Origin of the sequence: Parabacteroides sp. AF48-14 (assembly GCF_003477465.1) — a bacterium.
Taxonomy (GTDB): Bacteria; Bacteroidota; Bacteroidia; order Bacteroidales; family Tannerellaceae; genus Parabacteroides; species Parabacteroides acidifaciens.
This window is the reverse complement of the sequence record NZ_QUDI01000001.1, coordinates 115,275-131,536: the sequence shown is the minus strand read 5'-3', so window position 1 is coordinate 131,536 and position 16,262 is coordinate 115,275. Positions and strand designations below refer to the sequence as shown.

Annotated in this window: 11 protein-coding genes and 2 pseudogenes; 10 read left to right on the top strand and 3 right to left on the bottom strand. The window is 51.8% G+C overall.

The window, feature by feature from the left end; all coding sequences use genetic code 11:
- The first annotated feature begins 18 nt into the window (after window positions 1–18).
- From DW083_RS00560 to DW083_RS00520, 10 genes and pseudogenes are all read left to right on the top strand, one after another.
- Window positions 19–1,674, top strand: coding sequence for an AMP-binding protein (locus tag DW083_RS00560; RefSeq protein ID WP_122331152.1), 1,656 nt, complete (start codon window positions 19–21; stop codon window positions 1,672–1,674).
- Between the two features lie 206 nt (window positions 1,675–1,880).
- Window positions 1,881–2,012, top strand: coding sequence for a hypothetical protein (locus DW083_RS23280; RefSeq protein WP_255419767.1), 132 nt, complete (start codon window positions 1,881–1,883; stop codon window positions 2,010–2,012).
- Window positions 2,013–2,051: 39 nt separating this feature from the next.
- Window positions 2,052–3,135 (top strand): annotated as a pseudogene (gene proB, locus DW083_RS00555) (glutamate 5-kinase).
- An 18-nt stretch (window positions 3,136–3,153) separates the two neighbouring features.
- Window positions 3,154–3,570, top strand: coding sequence for a hypothetical protein (locus DW083_RS00550; protein ID WP_115497895.1), 417 nt, complete (start codon window positions 3,154–3,156; stop codon window positions 3,568–3,570).
- Window positions 3,571–3,572: 2 nt separating this feature from the next.
- Complete coding sequence (locus DW083_RS00545; protein ID WP_122331069.1) at window positions 3,573–4,820, top strand: glutamate-5-semialdehyde dehydrogenase; 1,248 nt, start codon at window positions 3,573–3,575, stop codon at window positions 4,818–4,820.
- Window positions 4,821–4,851: 31 nt separating this feature from the next.
- Complete coding sequence (locus DW083_RS00540; protein WP_122331068.1) at window positions 4,852–6,417, top strand: ATP-binding protein; 1,566 nt, start codon at window positions 4,852–4,854, stop codon at window positions 6,415–6,417.
- Window positions 6,418–6,490: 73 nt separating this feature from the next.
- Entirely contained in the window at window positions 6,491–8,059 is a 1,569-nt protein-coding gene (locus DW083_RS00535) for an ATP-binding protein (protein WP_122331067.1), read from the top strand.
- A gap of 82 nt (window positions 8,060–8,141) precedes the next feature.
- Window positions 8,142–9,713, top strand: coding sequence for an ATP-binding protein (locus DW083_RS00530; RefSeq protein WP_122331066.1), 1,572 nt, complete (start codon window positions 8,142–8,144; stop codon window positions 9,711–9,713).
- Between the two features lie 87 nt (window positions 9,714–9,800).
- Window positions 9,801–10,753: pseudogene (locus DW083_RS00525) on the top strand (acetylornithine carbamoyltransferase).
- 164 nt (window positions 10,754–10,917) lie between these two features.
- Window positions 10,918–11,907: an FAD:protein FMN transferase gene (locus DW083_RS00520; protein WP_122331065.1), complete on the top strand. Its 990-nt coding sequence runs from the start codon at window positions 10,918–10,920 to the stop codon at window positions 11,905–11,907.
- 10 nt (window positions 11,908–11,917) lie between these two features.
- Here DW083_RS00520 and DW083_RS00515 read toward each other — a convergent pair whose 3' ends face one another.
- From DW083_RS00515 to DW083_RS00505, 3 genes are all read right to left on the bottom strand, one after another.
- A complete protein-coding gene (locus DW083_RS00515) occupies window positions 11,918–13,966 on the bottom strand; it encodes an outer membrane beta-barrel family protein (RefSeq protein ID WP_122331064.1) in 2,049 nt (682 codons plus the stop codon).
- A gap of 88 nt (window positions 13,967–14,054) precedes the next feature.
- The gene (locus tag DW083_RS00510; RefSeq protein WP_115497887.1) at window positions 14,055–14,285 is read right to left on the bottom strand and encodes a hypothetical protein; all 231 of its coding nucleotides are present in this window, start codon (window positions 14,283–14,285) and stop codon (window positions 14,055–14,057) included.
- Between the two features lie 156 nt (window positions 14,286–14,441).
- Entirely contained in the window at window positions 14,442–16,106 is a 1,665-nt protein-coding gene (locus tag DW083_RS00505; RefSeq protein WP_115497886.1) for an AMP-binding protein, read from the bottom strand.
- Window positions 16,107–16,262 lie beyond the last annotated feature (156 nt).

Genomic DNA, 16,262 nt, shown 5'->3' with positions numbered 1-16,262 from the left:
TTGTCAATTAATTTAGTCATGTTAGAAAGATTCATAGACAAGACGACCTTTGAGTCGCAGGAAGATTTTATAAAGAATTTCAAGATAAAAGTCCCGGAGAACTTCAACTTCGGATATGACGTAGTAGATGCATGGGCGGAAGAAGACCCCGACAAAAAAGCATTATGCTGGACAAACGACCAGGGTGAGCACATCGACTTCACCTTTGCCGAACTGAAAAAATATACGGACCAGACAGCCTCCTATTTCCAGTCACTGGGGATCGGGCACGGCGACATGGTGATGCTGATCCTGAAGCGCCGCTACGAATTCTGGTTCTCGATCATTGCCTTGCACAAATTAGGAGCCGTAGTCATTCCGGCAACCCACCTGCTGACAAAGAAAGACATCGTATATCGCGCCAATGCCGCCGATATCAAGATGATCGTCTGCGCCGGCGAAGAGGTGATCACGAAACATATCATAGACGCGATGCCCGACTCCCCTTCGGTGAAAACACTTGTTTCGATCGGCCCCGATATCCCGGAAGGGTTCGAAGATTTCCACAAAGGGATTCAGAACGCCGCTCCTTTTGTACGTCCGGAACACCCGAACAGCAACGACGACATCTCGCTGATGTACTTCACCTCCGGCACGACCGGAAACCCGAAGATGGTGGCGCACGACTTTACCTATCCGCTCGGACACATCGTGACCGGCAGCTTCTGGCACAACCTGAACGAGGACAGCCTGCACCTGACCATTGCCGACACGGGCTGGGGCAAAGCCGTATGGGGAAAGCTCTACGGACAATGGATTGCCGGAGCAACCGTGTTCGTTTACGACCACGAGAAGTTCACGCCAGCCAATATGTTGCAGATCATACAAGATTACCGCATCACTTCGCTCTGCGCACCTCCCACAATCTTCCGTTTCCTGATACGCGAAGACCTGACGAAATACGACCTGTCGTCACTCAAATACTGTACGATCGCAGGCGAAGCATTGAACCCTGCCGTGTTCGACACATTCTATAAACTGACAGGCATCAAGCTGATGGAAGGTTTCGGACAGACCGAAACGACACTGACCGTCGCCACATTCCCCTGGATGGAGCCGAAACCCGGTTCGATGGGCGTTCCCAATCCGCAGTACGATGTCGACCTGCTGCGTCCGGACGGAACCCGTGCGGAAGACGGCGAGCAGGGACAGATCGTGATCCATACGACAGGCGGCAAGCCGATCGGCCTTTTCAAGGAATATTACCGCGATGCCGAACTCACGCACGAAGCCTGGCACGACGGACTGTACTACACGGGCGACGTGGCTTGGCGCGATGAAGACGGCTACCTCTGGTTCGTGGGCCGTGCCGACGATGTGATCAAGAGCTCCGGCTACCGTATCGGCCCGTTCGAGGTGGAAAGCGCCCTGATGACGCATCCGGCCGTAGTGGAATGTGCCATCACCGGCGTTCCCGACGAAATTCGCGGGCAGGTGGTAAAAGCAACCATCGTCTTGTCGAAGGAGTATAAAGACAAGGCCGGCGAAGAGCTGATCAAAGAGTTGCAGGACCATGTCAAGAGAGTGACAGCCCCGTACAAATATCCGCGTGTCGTAGAGTTCGTGGACGAATTGCCCAAGACCATCAGCGGCAAGATACGCCGTGTGGAGATACGCGACAAGGATACAAAATAAAAACACCCGGCAGGTGGCAACCGTCACCTCCGCAGAACTTTTGGATTAACTCCGTGCAAAAATACATTTTGTACGGAGTTTTTTTCTGCCGCATCCCACACAATCCTTGTCCGACCCGGGTCGAACAGCTGTTCGACGATTGTGGGACAGCTGTCTGACCCGGGTCGGACAACTGTTTGACCTCCGTCGGACAAGGATTATGTGGAATGAAAAGAAAATCAAGTGCCTGCGGACAGGTAAAGATCCGGGAGTCCGGCAAAAATACCCCGGCAGCCGGCGGGAAAGAGGACGGCGGAGGACAATGCGTTTATTTCCGGCTTTCTTTACTGACATTCTGAAAGGAATTTTTATATTTGCAGAATAAGAAAATCATAAATATGGCATATCTGTTTACAAGAATAGCAGTAAAGATCGGCAGCAACGTGCTCACCCGCAAAGACGGCACGCTGGATATTACCCGGATGTCCGCTTTGGTGGACCAGGTGGCCGACCTGCATCGCGAAGGAGTCGAGGTCGTCCTCATCTCTTCCGGGGCAGTCGCCTCGGGACGCAGCGAGATAAAAGCCGGCAAGAAGCTGGACTCCGTCTCCGCCCGGCAGCTTTATTCCGCAGTCGGACAGGCGAAACTGATCAACCGCTATTACGAACTGTTCCGTGAGCATGGCATGACTTGCGGCCAGGTGCTCACCACGAAGGAGAACTTCGGTAGCCGCACGCACTACCTCAACCAGAAGCATTGCATGGAGGTGATGCTCGAAAATAAAGTCATCCCCATCGTGAACGAAAACGACACGATATCGGTTACAGAACTGATGTTCACGGACAACGACGAGCTATCCGGGCTGATCGCCACCATGATGGGCATGGACGCCTCATCATCCTGAGCAACATCGACGGGATATACAACGGCAATCCGTCCGACCCGGCGGCAACCGTCATCCGCGAGATAAACGGGGGCAAGGAAGATTTGTCGGAATACGTGCAAGCCAGCAAGTCCTCGTTCGGCCGCGGCGGTATGCTGACGAAATGCAGCATTGCGCAAAAGGTGGCGGACGAAGGCATCACGGTCATCATCGCCAACGGCAAGAAAGACAACATCCTCGTGGACCTGCTCGCCAAAGGCAGCCAGACCGTCTGCACGCGCTTCATCCCTTCGGACAAGCCTGTCAGCAGCGTAAAGAAGTGGATTGCCCACTCCGAGGCTTTGCCAAAGGCGAGATACACATCAACCGGGGTGCGGAAGAGGCGTTGCGGGCACCGAAGGCAACCAGCATCCTGTTGGTCGGCGTGACGCGGATTGCGGGCGATTTCGAGAAAGACGACATCGTGAAGATCATTAACGAAGCGGGCGTACAGTTAGGCGTCGGCTGTGCCGGTTACGACAGTACGGAGGCACGCGCGCTGATCGGCAGCCGGGACAAGAAACCGTTGATACATTACGATTATTTGTATCTGGATTAATAATAAAGAAGAGAGAGTATGAAAAAGTATTGGTTATCATTCGCATCCTTCCTGATGATTATCGTAGGACTGCTCAGAGGCGTTGGAGGCATCACCCTCCTGACACAAGGGGATAAACTGGATTTAGGGCTGCCTGTCACGGCAACGCCTGTCGAACTGAAGATTGCGGCCTACAGCCTGATTGCGGTGTGCTGCCTGCTTATCATCTCCGCCATCTGCCTGACAATACGCCGCCTCGTCTCCAACTATGCCTTCTGCTGGATAAGCCTCGGGTTGTTTCTGGTCGGCGGGCTTATCAACGGCTTCCTCCTGTTCGGCCATCCGTTAGGCAGCGGCCAGTTGATCAACTGGGGCGTCAGCTTCGTGATCGGGCTTTGCCTGGTTTTGGGGAAAGACGCCGTGCATCCTAAGTATATACAAAGTTACGAGAAGTAATCATGATAAACGAACTATTGCAACAAACGCTTGCCGCCTCGCGCCGGCTTGTCATGCTGGACGACGCGACCATCAACCGTGTCCTGCTCGATACGGCGGACGCGCTGATGTCGCGCCAGGCCGAAGTGCTTGCCGCCAACGCGGAAGACCTCCGGCGCATGGACCCGGCGAATCCGAAATACGACCGTCTGAAGCTGACGGAAAAGCGTCTGGCGGGCATCGCCGGAGATATGAAGAACGTGGCTTCCCTCCCGTCGCCACTCGGCAGGCTGTTGAGCGAAGCGGTGCGGCCGAACGGTATGGTGATACGGAAAGTGACCGTTCCCTTCGGTGTGATCGGCGTGATATACGAAGCCCGGCCGAACGTCACCTTCGACGTATTTTCCCTCTGCTTCAAGAGCGGGAATGCCTGCGTACTGAAAGGGGGCTCGGATGCGGATTGCTCGAACCGCGCTTTGGTTGCGATCATCCACGATGTGCTGGCTTCGCTGGGTATCGACCCGGCCATCTGCACCCTTCTCCCGCCCGACCGCGAGGCGACGACGGAGCTGTTGAACGCGGTCGGCCTGGTGGACCTCATCATCCCGCGTGGAAGCAGTTCGCTGATTAACTTTGTCCGTGACCATGCCCGCGTCCCGGTAATCGAGACCGGAGCCGGCATCTGCCATACTTATTTCGACAAGGAGGGCAACAAGGAGAAAGGACGCGAGATCGTGAACAATGCCAAGACGCGCCGCGTCAGTGTCTGCAACGCATTGGACTGTCTGATCGTACACGCCGACCGGCTGGCGGACCTTCCTTATATATGTGGCAAGTTAGCAGACAGCAACGTCACGATCTATGCCGACGAACCGGCCTTCGCCGCCCTTGCCGGACATTATCCTGCCGCCTTGCTCCAACCGGCTACGGCAGAGAGCTTCGGCACCGAGTTCTTAGACTACAAGATGTCGGTCCGCACCGTCGCTTCTCTCGATGAAGCATTGGCACACATCGCCCGCTACAGTTCGAAGCACAGCGAGAGCATCGTCAGCGAGTCGGCCGAAGCCGTCCGCCGTTTCCAGCAAATGGTCGACGCCGCCTGTGTCTATGCCAACGTATCGACAGCCTTCACCGACGGCGCACAGTTCGGCTTCGGTGCCGAGATAGGTATCAGCACGCAGAAGCTGCACGCCCGCGGCCCGATGGCGCTGCCGGAACTGACGACTTATAAATATATTATCGAAGGGGAGGGACAGACGAGAAAAGATTAATTATCTTTGTTTGCACAAAAGAGGAACGACTATGGCAACATCAGTAATCAGGAAATACCCCATCGGCATACAGAGCTTCGAGAAGCTCCGCCGCGGACAATATATATATGTAGACAAGACGGATCTGGTCTACCAGTTGGCTACAGCCGGCAATCCCTGTTTCCTGAGCCGCCCCCGCCGTTTCGGGAAGAGTTTGCTGCTTTCAACATTCGAAGCCTACTTCTTAGGGAAGAAAGAGTTGTTCACCGGACTGGCTGTCGAACAGCTTGAGACGGAATGGGCAGTTCACCCGGTATTCCATCTCGATCTCAACGCCGAACGTTACGACAGTGTAGAGGAGCTGGACAATATGCTTGAAAGCCAGCTTTCCCGATGGGAACAAACATACGGGATCACCCAGCCCAACCGGAGTATCTCCATCCGCTTCATGGATGTGATCCGCGAAGCCTCCGTGCAGACCGGTCGCGGCGTGGTAGTCCTTATCGACGAATACGACAAACCCCTGCTCCGCTCTTTTCACAACGAGGAGTTGCAGCAACAGTTCCGCAATCGCCTGACTGCTTTCTATACCGTGCTGAAAAGCGCCGACCCGTGGCTGCGGTTCGTCTTCATCACCGGTGTAACGAAGTTCGCACAGATGAGTGTGTTCAGCGAGCTCAACCAACTGACCGACATCAGCCAGCTGCCTCAATATGCCACCCTTTGCGGTATGACGCGCAGTGAAATCGAAGACAGTTTCGCTCCCGACATAGAGGAATTAGGCAGGCTCAATAACCTGACAACGGAAGAGGTCATGAATAAGCTGACCCGCCTCTATGACGGCTACCGATTCAGCGAATATGCTACCGAAGGGATATACAACCCGTTCAGCCTGCTGAGTGTGATGTCACATAAAGTATTCAAAGACTACTGGTTCTCCAGCGGCACCCCCACCTTCCTGGTAAAGATGTTGAAGGAAACAGATTATGACCTGCGTGAGCTCGATGGCATCGAAGTGCCCTCGGCAGCACTGATTAGCTACCGGGCAAACAGCAAAGAGCCCGTCCCGATGATTTATCAGAGCGGGTATCTCACTATTAAGAGTTATGATAAAGAGTTTAAGACATATACCCTCGGTTTCCCGAATGAAGAGGTACGCTACGGCTTTCTCAACTTCGTGCTGCCTTTCTATACGCCGATCGACAGCGAGGAGGGTAACTTCTACATAGGCAAGTTTGTACAAGAGTTGCGGAAAGGTGATCCTGAAGCCTTCCTCACCCGCCTGCGCGCTTTCTTTGCCGATATACCTTACGAGCTGAACGACAAGACGGAACGTCATTATCAGGTGGTATTCTATCTCGTATTCAAATTGCTCGGGCAGTTTGCGGAAGCGGAAGTGCGCAGTGCCAAAGGACGCGCCGATGCAGTCGTCAAAACAGCCGACTACATCTACGTATTCGAGTTCAAGTTAGATGGCACCGTCGATGAAGCCATCCACCAGATCGACGACAAAGGATATCTTATTCCTTACACCACCGACGGCAGGAAGTTGGTGAAAGTAGGAGTCTCCTTCAGCCGGGAAGAGCGGAATCTTGGAGAATGGGTGATTAAGGGCTAACTTGCTCCCGACCGATCGGGGATGGGCAAACGAAAAAATTAATTACCTTTGTTTACAGTAAACAAGAACGACTATGGCAACATCAGCAATCAGGAAATACCCCATCGGCATACAGAGCTTCGAGAAGCTCCGCCGCGGACAATATATATATGTAGACAAGACGGATCTGGTCTACCAGTTGGCTACGGCCGGCAATCCCTGTTTCCTGAGCCGCCCCCGCCGTTTCGGGAAGAGTTTGCTGCTTTCTACTCTGGAAGCTTACTTCGAAGGGAAACGCGAACTGTTTGAGGGATTGGCTATCGACAAGTTAGAAACGGATTGGGAAGTACACCCCGTGATGCACCTCGACCTCAATGCCCGCAACTACGAGACCCAAGAGGACCTTATTGCCATGCTCAACCAGCATTTAGAGAAGTGGGAAGCCCTGTATGGCGATGAAAAGAAAGACAGGGCGCCGGAGGAACGTTTTGCTTATATCATTGAACAGGCTTACTTGAAAACAGGGCATCCGGTAGTTGTCCTCATCGACGAATACGACAAGCCTTTGCTCCGTTCTTTTCACAGCGAGGAGTTACAACGCCAATTCCGTAACACACTGACTGCGTTTTATACGGTACTGAAAAGTGCCGACCGTTACCTGCGTCTCGTCTTCATCACAGGTGTAACGAAGTTCGCACAGATGAGTGTGTTCAGCGAGCTCAACCAACTGAACGACATCAGTATGGACTATGCTTATGCTGACTTATGCGGCATGACCAGTATCGAGATAGAAGCGACCTTTGCCCCTGAGCTAAAAGAGCTGGCAGCACAAACCAGACTATCCTACGAAGAAGTCAAGCAAAAGCTAACGGACCTATACGACGGCTACCATTTCACGGAGGACGTAAACAAGCCGGGAATATTCAATCCGTTCAGCGTGTTAAGCGCCTTCTCCAAGCAACGTTTTGGAGACTACTGGTTCTCCAGCGGTACTCCCACCTTCCTGGTAAATATGTTGAAGGAGACTGACTATGACCTGCGCGAACTCGATGGTATCGAAGTGCCCTCAGCTGCACTGATCAGTTACCGGGCAAACAGCAAGGAGCCCGTCCCGATGATTTATCAGAGCGGGTATCTCACTATTAAGAGTTATGATGAAGAGTTTAAGACATATACCCTCGGTTTCCCGAATGAAGAGGTACGCTACGGCTTTCTCAACTTCGTGCTGCCTTTCTATACGCCGATCGACAGCGAGGAGGGGAACTTCTACATAGGCAAGTTTGTACAAGAGTTGCGGAAAGGTGATCCTGAAACCTTCCTCACCCGCCTGCGCGCTTTCTTTGCCGATATACCTTACGAGCTGAACGACAAGACGGAACGTCATTATCAGGTGGTATTCTATCTTGTATTCAAATTGCTCGGGCAGTTTGCGGAAGCGGAAGTGCGCAGTGCCAAAGGACGCGCCGATGCAGTCGTCAAAACAGCCGACTACATCTACGTATTCGAGTTCAAGTTAGATGGCACCGTCGATGAAGCTATCCGTCAGATCGACGACAAAGGATATCTTATCCCTTACACCGCTGACGGCAGAAAGTTGGTGAAAGTAGGAGTCTCCTTCAGCCGGGAAGAGCGGAATCTTGGAGAATGGGTGATTAAGGGCTAACCTCCTATTAATCCGGACAAAGATTGTCCAGCTTCTAAAGAAATCGTATCTTCGTATCATATAAACAAATTGCATCAGTCGTATGGATACAACAAGCAACAGCCGTCTGCTCCCTATCGGAATACAAAGCTTCGAGAAACTTCGCTCGGAAGGTTTCCTCTATGTCGATAAAACCGCTCTCGTTTATAAGCTGGCGAACAGTCGTCTCCCCTACTTCCTGAGCCGTCCCCGCCGCTTCGGCAAGAGCTTGCTGCTTTCGACTCTCGAAGCCTACTTCCAAGGGAAGAAAGAGTTATTCAAAGGATTGGCTATCGAACAATTGGAAAAGGACTGGAAGGAATATCCAGTGCTCCACCTTGACCTCAATGCCGAAAAATACGACAGTCGCAAGGCGCTGGAAAGTATCCTCGAACGACAGCTCAAAGGATGGGAGGAACTTTACGAAACCGGGGGCGAAGGTATTACCCACTCCGGCCGCTTCATGACCGTAATACGGAAAGCATACGAAAAGACCGGCCGCCGCGTCGTCGTCCTGGTGGATGAGTATGACAAACCGATGCTCCGTTCCATGCACGACGAAGTATTGCAGAAAGACTTCCGCGAGACGCTGACCGCCTTCTATACCGTACTAAAAAGTGCCGACCTTTACCTGCAATTCGTCTTCATCACCGGTGTGACGAAGTTTGCACAAATGGGTATCTTCAGCAATCTGAACCAGCTGAACGACATCAGCTTCGATATCGAGTATGATACGCTCTGCGGTATGACCCATCCGGAAATCGAGGCGACCTTCCGCCCGGAGCTGGAAGCTATGGCGACCAAGAATAAACTGTCTTTCGACAAGATGTTTGCCGAGCTGACCCGACAATACGATGGCTACCGTTTCACACCGGATGAAGAGTTTCACCCGATGTACAACCCTTTCAGTGTACTGAGCGCCCTGAGCAAAAGCCGCTTCGGAAACTACTGGTTTGCCAGCGGCACACCGACCTTCCTGGTCGAAATGCTTAAGAAGACGGACTATGACCTCCGTGAGATGGAAGGTGTCGAAGTATCTGCCGCCAGCCTCTCCGACGACCGGGCCAACATACACAACCCCATCCCGATGATCTACCAGAGCGGCTATCTGACAATAAAAGAGTATGATGAGCGGTTTAACCAGTACACCCTCGGCTTCCCGAACGAAGAGGTGAAATATGGCTTCCTCAACTTCGCAGCCCCTTTCTATACGCCGGTTGCTGCACAAGATACAAGCTTCTATATCGGCAAGTTTGTCAGGGAGCTTGAAAAAGGAGAGACAGAGGCTTTCCTCACTCGCCTGCGCGCCTTCTTCGCCGACATTCCGTATGAGCTGAACGACAAGACGGAGCGGCACTATCAGGTCATCTTCTATTTAGTCTTCAAACTAATGGGGCAGTTCGTCGAAGCGGAAGTGCGCAGTGCCAAAGGACGTGCCGATGCAGTGGTCTGGACGGACGACTACATCTACGTATTCGAGTTCAAACTGAACGGCTCCACCGATGAAGCCATCCGCCAGATCGATGACAAAGGATATCTTATCCCTTACACCACAGACGGCAGGAAGTTGGTGAAAGTAGGAGTCTCCTTCAGCCGGGAAGAGCGGAATCTTGGAGAATGGGTGATTAAGGGCTGACTCAGTCATATCCCGACCTATATCCGGCACTTTGCATTTTCCCCGGAAATGCCTACATTTGTGCCTCACTACATTAAATAGTATAATATGAGAAACTTCACTTGTGTACAGGATTTGGGCGACCTCAAGCAGGCGCTCGCCGAAGCGTTCGAGATTAAGAAAGACCGCTACCAGTTCACCGAGCTGGGCAAGAACAAGACGTTATTAATGATATTCTTCAACTCCAGCCTCCGTACCCGCCTCTCCACACAGAAGGCGGCCATGAACTTAGGCATGAACACGATGGTGCTCGACGTGAACCAGGGTGCCTGGAAACTGGAAACAGAGCGGGGCGTCATCATGGATGGCGACAAACCCGAACATCTCTTAGAGGCCGTTCCGGTCATGGGTTGCTACTGCGACGTGATCGGCGTACGTTCCTTTGCCCGCTTCGAGAGTAAGGAAGACGACTATAACGAAAAGATACTGAACCAGTTCATCCAATACTCCGGACGGCCGGTGTTCAGCATGGAAGCGGCTACCCGCCACCCGTTGCAGAGCTTCGCCGACCTGATCACGATTGAAGAGTATAAGAAGACAGCCCGTCCGAGGTCGTAATGACTTGGGCACCGCATCCTAAATCGCTTCCGCAAGCCGTTCCTAACAGCTTCGCCGAATGGATGAATGCGACCAACTACGAATTTGTGATTACGCATCCGGAAGGCTACGAACTGGACCCGCGCTTCGTCGGTAACGCCCGCGTGGAATATGACCAGAAGAAAGCCTTCGAAGGGGCTGACTTTATCTATGCCAAGAATTGGGCTGCCTATACCGATCCCAACTACGGCAAAGTCCTCAACATGGACCGCAGCTGGACAGTCGACACCGAAAAGATGGCACTGACCAACAACGCCTATTTCATGCACTGCCTCCCTGTCCGCCGCAATATGATCGTAACGGACGACGTAATCGAAAGCCCGCAAAGCATCGTCATCCCCGAAGCTGCCAACCGCGAGATTTCGGCACAGACGGTGTTGAAGAAGATATTGATGGAGTTGTAATAGAGGAATGAAGAGTTCCTTGTTCCCGCGCTTGACGCGGGATCGCATTAGAACTGGCCGTATAATAATTTATTGATTAGGCTTATTCTCTTGCGGCCCCGCGTCAAAGCGCGGGGACAAGGGAGTTTAACACATTCCTTGCCAACATTTATTATAATAATCCTATGAAAACAAACTTACTCATCTTCCTCTCCCTCCTGCTTTTAGGCAGTTGCACGATGCAACCGCAATACATCGAAACAAACGGGCAGTTACATACACCTTATCGCATCCTCTACCAATATACAGAACCGCTCGATGACGAGATACACGCCGAACTGAAACGATATTACCATTCCCTCAACCCTTTCGACTCGCTCTCCATCATCTCACAGGTCAACCGGAATAAGGAAGTGGAAGTAGACACCCTTTTCGCCGAAGTCTTCCGCAAGGCGAGAGAAGTATCAGCCAGGACAGACGGGATGTACGACATTACCTGTGCCCCACTTATCAACCTCTGGGGCTTCGGATTCAGCAAGATGGACAGTGTTACGCCGCAGATGATAGACAGCATCCGCTCTTTTGTCAGCTACCAAAAAGTCCGGTTGGAAGGAAGACATATAATAAAGGACGATCCGCGCCTATTACTAAACTGTTCGTCGATGGGCGACGGTTGCAGTTGTGAAGTGATCGCCCGCCTGCTGGAAAGCAAAGGCATCCGGAACTACATGATCGACATCGGAGGCGAATTTGCCACCAAAGGCGTTAATGCGAAAGGCCAATGCTGGCATCTCGGCATCGCCAAACCGGTTGACGATCCGATGGGAGTCAACCAGGAAACAGAAGTAATCGTGCAGCTTTGCGGCCGCCTCGGCCTTGCCACCTCCGGCGACTACCGGAACTTCTACATCAAGGACGGCAAGAAATATGCCCACACGATCAATCCGCTTACCGGCTATCCCGCTGCCCAACCTGTCGGAAGCGTCACCGTCGTTGCCCCCGACTGCATGTATGCCGATGCCTATGCCACCGCTTTCATGGCGATGGGACGTGATGAAGCCCGCCGGATAAAGGAGCAGCTACCGGATATCGAATATATGTTCATCTATATGGATGAAGACGGCAACTACCAGACCGACTGCTCGGCAGGCTTCGACCGGTATCTGCTAAAATAAGCCGTATTCCTTACAGATTATACGTCAACGTCAGCCAGGTCACCTGTGCATCGCGGTTGCGGACCTGCGTGATCTGCAAGTCAGGAGTGTCGACAATCGTTGTCTCTTTGAGGCCGTTGAAGATGTTGTTGATGCTCAGGTTGGCACGCAGTTTGCGGTGCATGAAATACTGGGAGATGCCGGCGTTCACGCTGGAACGGTGTTTGATCTTCCCCTGCGGAGTGAGCTGGTCGGAAATGTAAAAGCCGTCGAGCTGCAATTCCGTAGTCGGTGTGATGGCAATATTGATATTGCCTTTGATATCACCGCAAACCAGCGATTTCTTCTCATCATAACCGATCGTGCGGCCGTCGATCTCGTCGCGGAAAATATCGCCGGACAGGCCGATCGACAAAATACGGATCGGTTGCCAGGTTCCGGACAGTTCAAAGCCCAAGGTCTGGCTATGGCCGATATTCTCCTTTTGCCAAATCGTTTCGTTGTCGGACGAGGTGGCGATATCCATGATCCGGTTCCTCTTGTTGCGGTAGTAAAGGCTCGGCGACAGGCGGAAATGATTATTTGAATACAAATAAGACAACTCGAAAGAATGGATAAACTCATCCTTCAAATCCGGGTTTCCCTTCTTTATATAAGTGGCGTCGCTCCTGTCGACAAACGGGTTCAGGTCTACGCCATACGGACGGATGGCGCGCTGTGTATAGCTCAACGCAAACTCGCCGGCCTTACCGGTCTCATACGCTAACTTCACACGCGGATAAAAATGAGTACGCGTGGCATCGTCTGTATTCTGCCAGTTCATCTCGGCCTGTACGCCCACTTCCGCATAGAAAGCATCCCAGCTTTTATCCAAAGAAGCCAGAAGCAGATTGGTCCGGCGCTTGAAGCCGAAATCATTCAGCTTCTGCATATCGGGTTCCCAATTCCCATTCGCCAGTTTATTCCCTTCCGCCAGATAAGTCTCGTCTTTGAAACGACCGATATATCCGACATGCAGATTCAGGTCGTTGGCGAAAGCCGTACGATAGATCGCAGACAGATAGTAATTGTTCTTATCCTGATTGACGAAATAATTATCTTCGGCAATGATAGCTCCCGTCTCCGGTTTCTCATTCTTATATGCGTTGTCTTCGTCGTAGGTGAAGTTGTTATAGTTGAATGTCACATCCAGACGGTTCTCCGGATTGCGGAACGTGTGGTTCCAACGCGCCTCGGCCGCATAGGCTTCCTGGCGCTGGTCGTTATAGCGGTGGCGGAACATGACCGGTTGCAGGTTGCCGTCTACCAATTTATTATTATGGATCTTTCCGTAACGGCTGTAGTCCATCAGACTATACAGGCCATATACGGTGATCAGATCGTTGGCCGTCAGGTCATATCCGACACTCAGGTCAGCCAGATGCACATCCGGACGGGCCGATGCGTTATTGTTCATAACCGTTGTCCCCGCCTTGTTCGTCGTCGATTTGCTAAACGTACGTTTCCGGTACTCGCGGCGATAGTTATATTTCCCGACGATATGGAACTTGCCGGGATGCAGGTTCAGGATCGCCCCGGCGTTATATCGTTCCTGGAATCCTGCGCCTAATGTCACGATGAGTGGAGAATCCTTATCGGTATAAGCTGTCGACGACAGGTTCAGAACTCCCGCATCTCCATCGGGCACCAACTCAATAGAAGGAGTCGCCGTCATCGATACCCGGTTGAAGAAGAGCGCCGGAAGCTGGATCAGCATATCCCCGCTGTATTCCTCCATCAGCCCGTACGGAACGCCGTTGATCAACAGGCCGGGATGGCTGGAACCACGGAATGTAATTCCACCCTCGATATCCGTTACAACCGACGGCAACTGGCGGAACACATCCGCTGTCGTACCGGTCACACCACTCAGGTTATAATCCACCTGCAGGCGTTTCACATCGCCGCCGGTCAACCCGCCGAAGCGTTTTCCCTGGATTTCAATACTCTGCAAAGAGACTGTCTTATCGACAGGCTCCTGCGAGAATGCAGGCAGACTCAGCCATGCAAGAACCGGAAGAATCAATAACGTTCGTTTCATACTCGTCTATTTCAAAGGTTCATAAAACAAAAAAAGTCTGTATGTTATGCGCATACAGACTGTCCTCATCAACTGATTACCGAATGGATTATTCAGCAGGAGCAGCTTCAGTTTCAGCAGCCGGAGCTTCAACAACTGTTGAATCGCCTTCAGCAACTGTTACTTCTTCTGTTGCTTCTTCAGCAGCAGGTGCAACAACTTCTTCTACTGTAGCTTCTGTTTCAGTTTCTGCAACTTCAGTATTTTCTGCTGATTTGTTGCCACAAGATGTGAATGATACAGCTGCGATAACAGCAGCAAATGCAACTAACTTTTTCATTTTGTTTTTTAATTTAAACGGTCTATAATATCTTCTTGTCTTAAAACGATGCAAATGTATGTATTAATCAAATATGTTGTACAACATAGTACGTTTTTTTTCAAATTATTTTTCACACATTCGCCAACAAGCTGATAGACAGACCGGATAAACAAATCAATAGTTGCTATACAGGTAACGCTTGATACTCTTCTTCGGCGTCTTTTCAAATTCCGTCGGATAGAGTTGCAAGGCGGAAACGGCTTCGAAAGGTGCTAAAAGTTTGTTAAGTTCGATCCGGTTCTGTTCCATGATAAGCGGAAGGTCTTCGTGCGAAACACCCGTCCCGTCCACCGTATCATAATCCGGATAAACCAGCCCTATCAGCTTGCCGTTCTTCTCGATTACAATACTTTCCATCACGAACGGCAGGTTATTCAGCTTCGACTCGATTATCTCCGGATAAATGTTTTGTCCGCTTGCCCCGAGGATCATCGTCTTGCTGCGGCCACGGATATAGATGCGGTTGTCATGATCGATCGTTCCTAAGTCGCCCGTGTGCAGCCAGCCGTCTTCGGTAAAGGCTTGTGAGGTCGCTTCTTCGTTCTTATAGTAACCTTTCATCACGTTCTCGCCGCGAACCTGGATTTCCCCTACCTTATTATATGGGTCGTCCGAGTCGATGCGCACTTCCATGATTCCTTTCAGCACCTGTCCGCAGGAACCGGGCACATATTCATCGTTATGGTCGTAGCTGATCAGCGGTCCGCACTCCGTCATGCCGTAACCGATCGTGAACGGGAATTTGATCTTATACAAGAACTCCGTCACCTCGTCGTTCATCGCCGCACCGCCAACGATCACTTCGCGGAAGCGTCCGCCGAAAGCGTCCACCAGCTTCTTCCGTATCTGTGCATAGATACGGGAATCCAGCAGCGGGATATTCAACGCCAACTTCATCGTCGTCTTGCCGAGCTGCGGCAGGATCATCTTCTTATAAATCTTTTCCAGGATAAGCGGGACAGTCAGGATCAGGTTCGGCTTCACCTCCTCGAACGCTTTCACCAGGATTTTGGGAGAAGGCACCTTGCCCAACATATAGACATGCGCCCCGACAGCCATCGGCACGAGGAAATTGAAAGCGCAGCTGTAGGCATGCGCCAGCGGAAGGAAGCAGACTTCGCGTTCCCCTCTGTACAAGACGCCGAGCTGGATGCCGTACATCACGTTTCCCGCCAGGTTGTTCCCTGTCAGCATAACGCCTTTGCTAAAACCGGTCGTGCCGGAAGTATAGTTCAGCAAGACAACCTTGTCATTATCGAGTTCTGCGTATTTGATATCGTCCTTTCCGAACCCGTTCGGATATTTCTCCGCCATCTTCGCCTCCATCCCTTTCAGGAGTTTCTGGATGCTTTCGCCGTCGCGCTGATGCAGGCAACGAAAATCGGACAGCGAGAACACGCCGCGCACATCCCCGATCATGTCTTCTTCCAACGAATCCCAGATGCGGTCGCTGACAAAAAGGAAAACCGACTCGGAGTGGTTGATGATATGATGCACGTCGTTCGGGCTGAAGTCTTGCAGAATCGGCACGATAATCGCACCGTATGTAACAGCGGCCATATAGACAATGCACCAGCGCGCACTGTCTTTCCCGATCAGAGCTATCTTATCGCCCCGCCGTATCTGGCATTCTTCAAACAGGATGTGGATGCGGGCAATCTCCTCCGCTACGTCCGCAAAAGAAAAGGTCGTTCCCTTACTGTAATCCGTCAAGGCGGGCAGTTCCCAGTTGTTCTTGAAACTGTTCTCGTATATCTTGATAAAGTTCTCTTGTATCATACCGCGTACAATGTTATAATTGGGACAAAAGTACAGACTAACTAACAAATAAGCAACAGATACGTATAGTTTAACCCTTTCACCTTATGCTCTTAGCTCTTTCCATACGGCTCATTAGTTGTCCGCTTGGTGGCGAACGATCGTTCGCTTGCCGCC

Coding starts and splice junctions, on each gene's coding strand:
- DW083_RS00560 (WP_122331152.1), top strand. CDS start 19: ATGTTAGAAAGATTCATAGACAAGACGACCTTTGAGTCGCAGGAAGAT.
- DW083_RS23280 (WP_255419767.1), top strand. CDS start 1,881: ATGAAAAGAAAATCAAGTGCCTGCGGACAGGTAAAGATCCGGGAGTCC.
- DW083_RS00550 (WP_115497895.1), top strand. CDS start 3,154: ATGAAAAAGTATTGGTTATCATTCGCATCCTTCCTGATGATTATCGTA.
- DW083_RS00545 (WP_122331069.1), top strand. CDS start 3,573: ATGATAAACGAACTATTGCAACAAACGCTTGCCGCCTCGCGCCGGCTT.
- DW083_RS00540 (WP_122331068.1), top strand. CDS start 4,852: ATGGCAACATCAGTAATCAGGAAATACCCCATCGGCATACAGAGCTTC.
- DW083_RS00535 (WP_122331067.1), top strand. CDS start 6,491: ATGGCAACATCAGCAATCAGGAAATACCCCATCGGCATACAGAGCTTC.
- DW083_RS00530 (WP_122331066.1), top strand. CDS start 8,142: ATGGATACAACAAGCAACAGCCGTCTGCTCCCTATCGGAATACAAAGC.
- DW083_RS00520 (WP_122331065.1), top strand. CDS start 10,918: ATGAAAACAAACTTACTCATCTTCCTCTCCCTCCTGCTTTTAGGCAGT.
- DW083_RS00515 (WP_122331064.1), bottom strand. CDS start 13,966: ATGAAACGAACGTTATTGATTCTTCCGGTTCTTGCATGGCTGAGTCTG.
- DW083_RS00510 (WP_115497887.1), bottom strand. CDS start 14,285: ATGAAAAAGTTAGTTGCATTTGCTGCTGTTATCGCAGCTGTATCATTC.
- DW083_RS00505 (WP_115497886.1), bottom strand. CDS start 16,106: ATGATACAAGAGAACTTTATCAAGATATACGAGAACAGTTTCAAGAAC.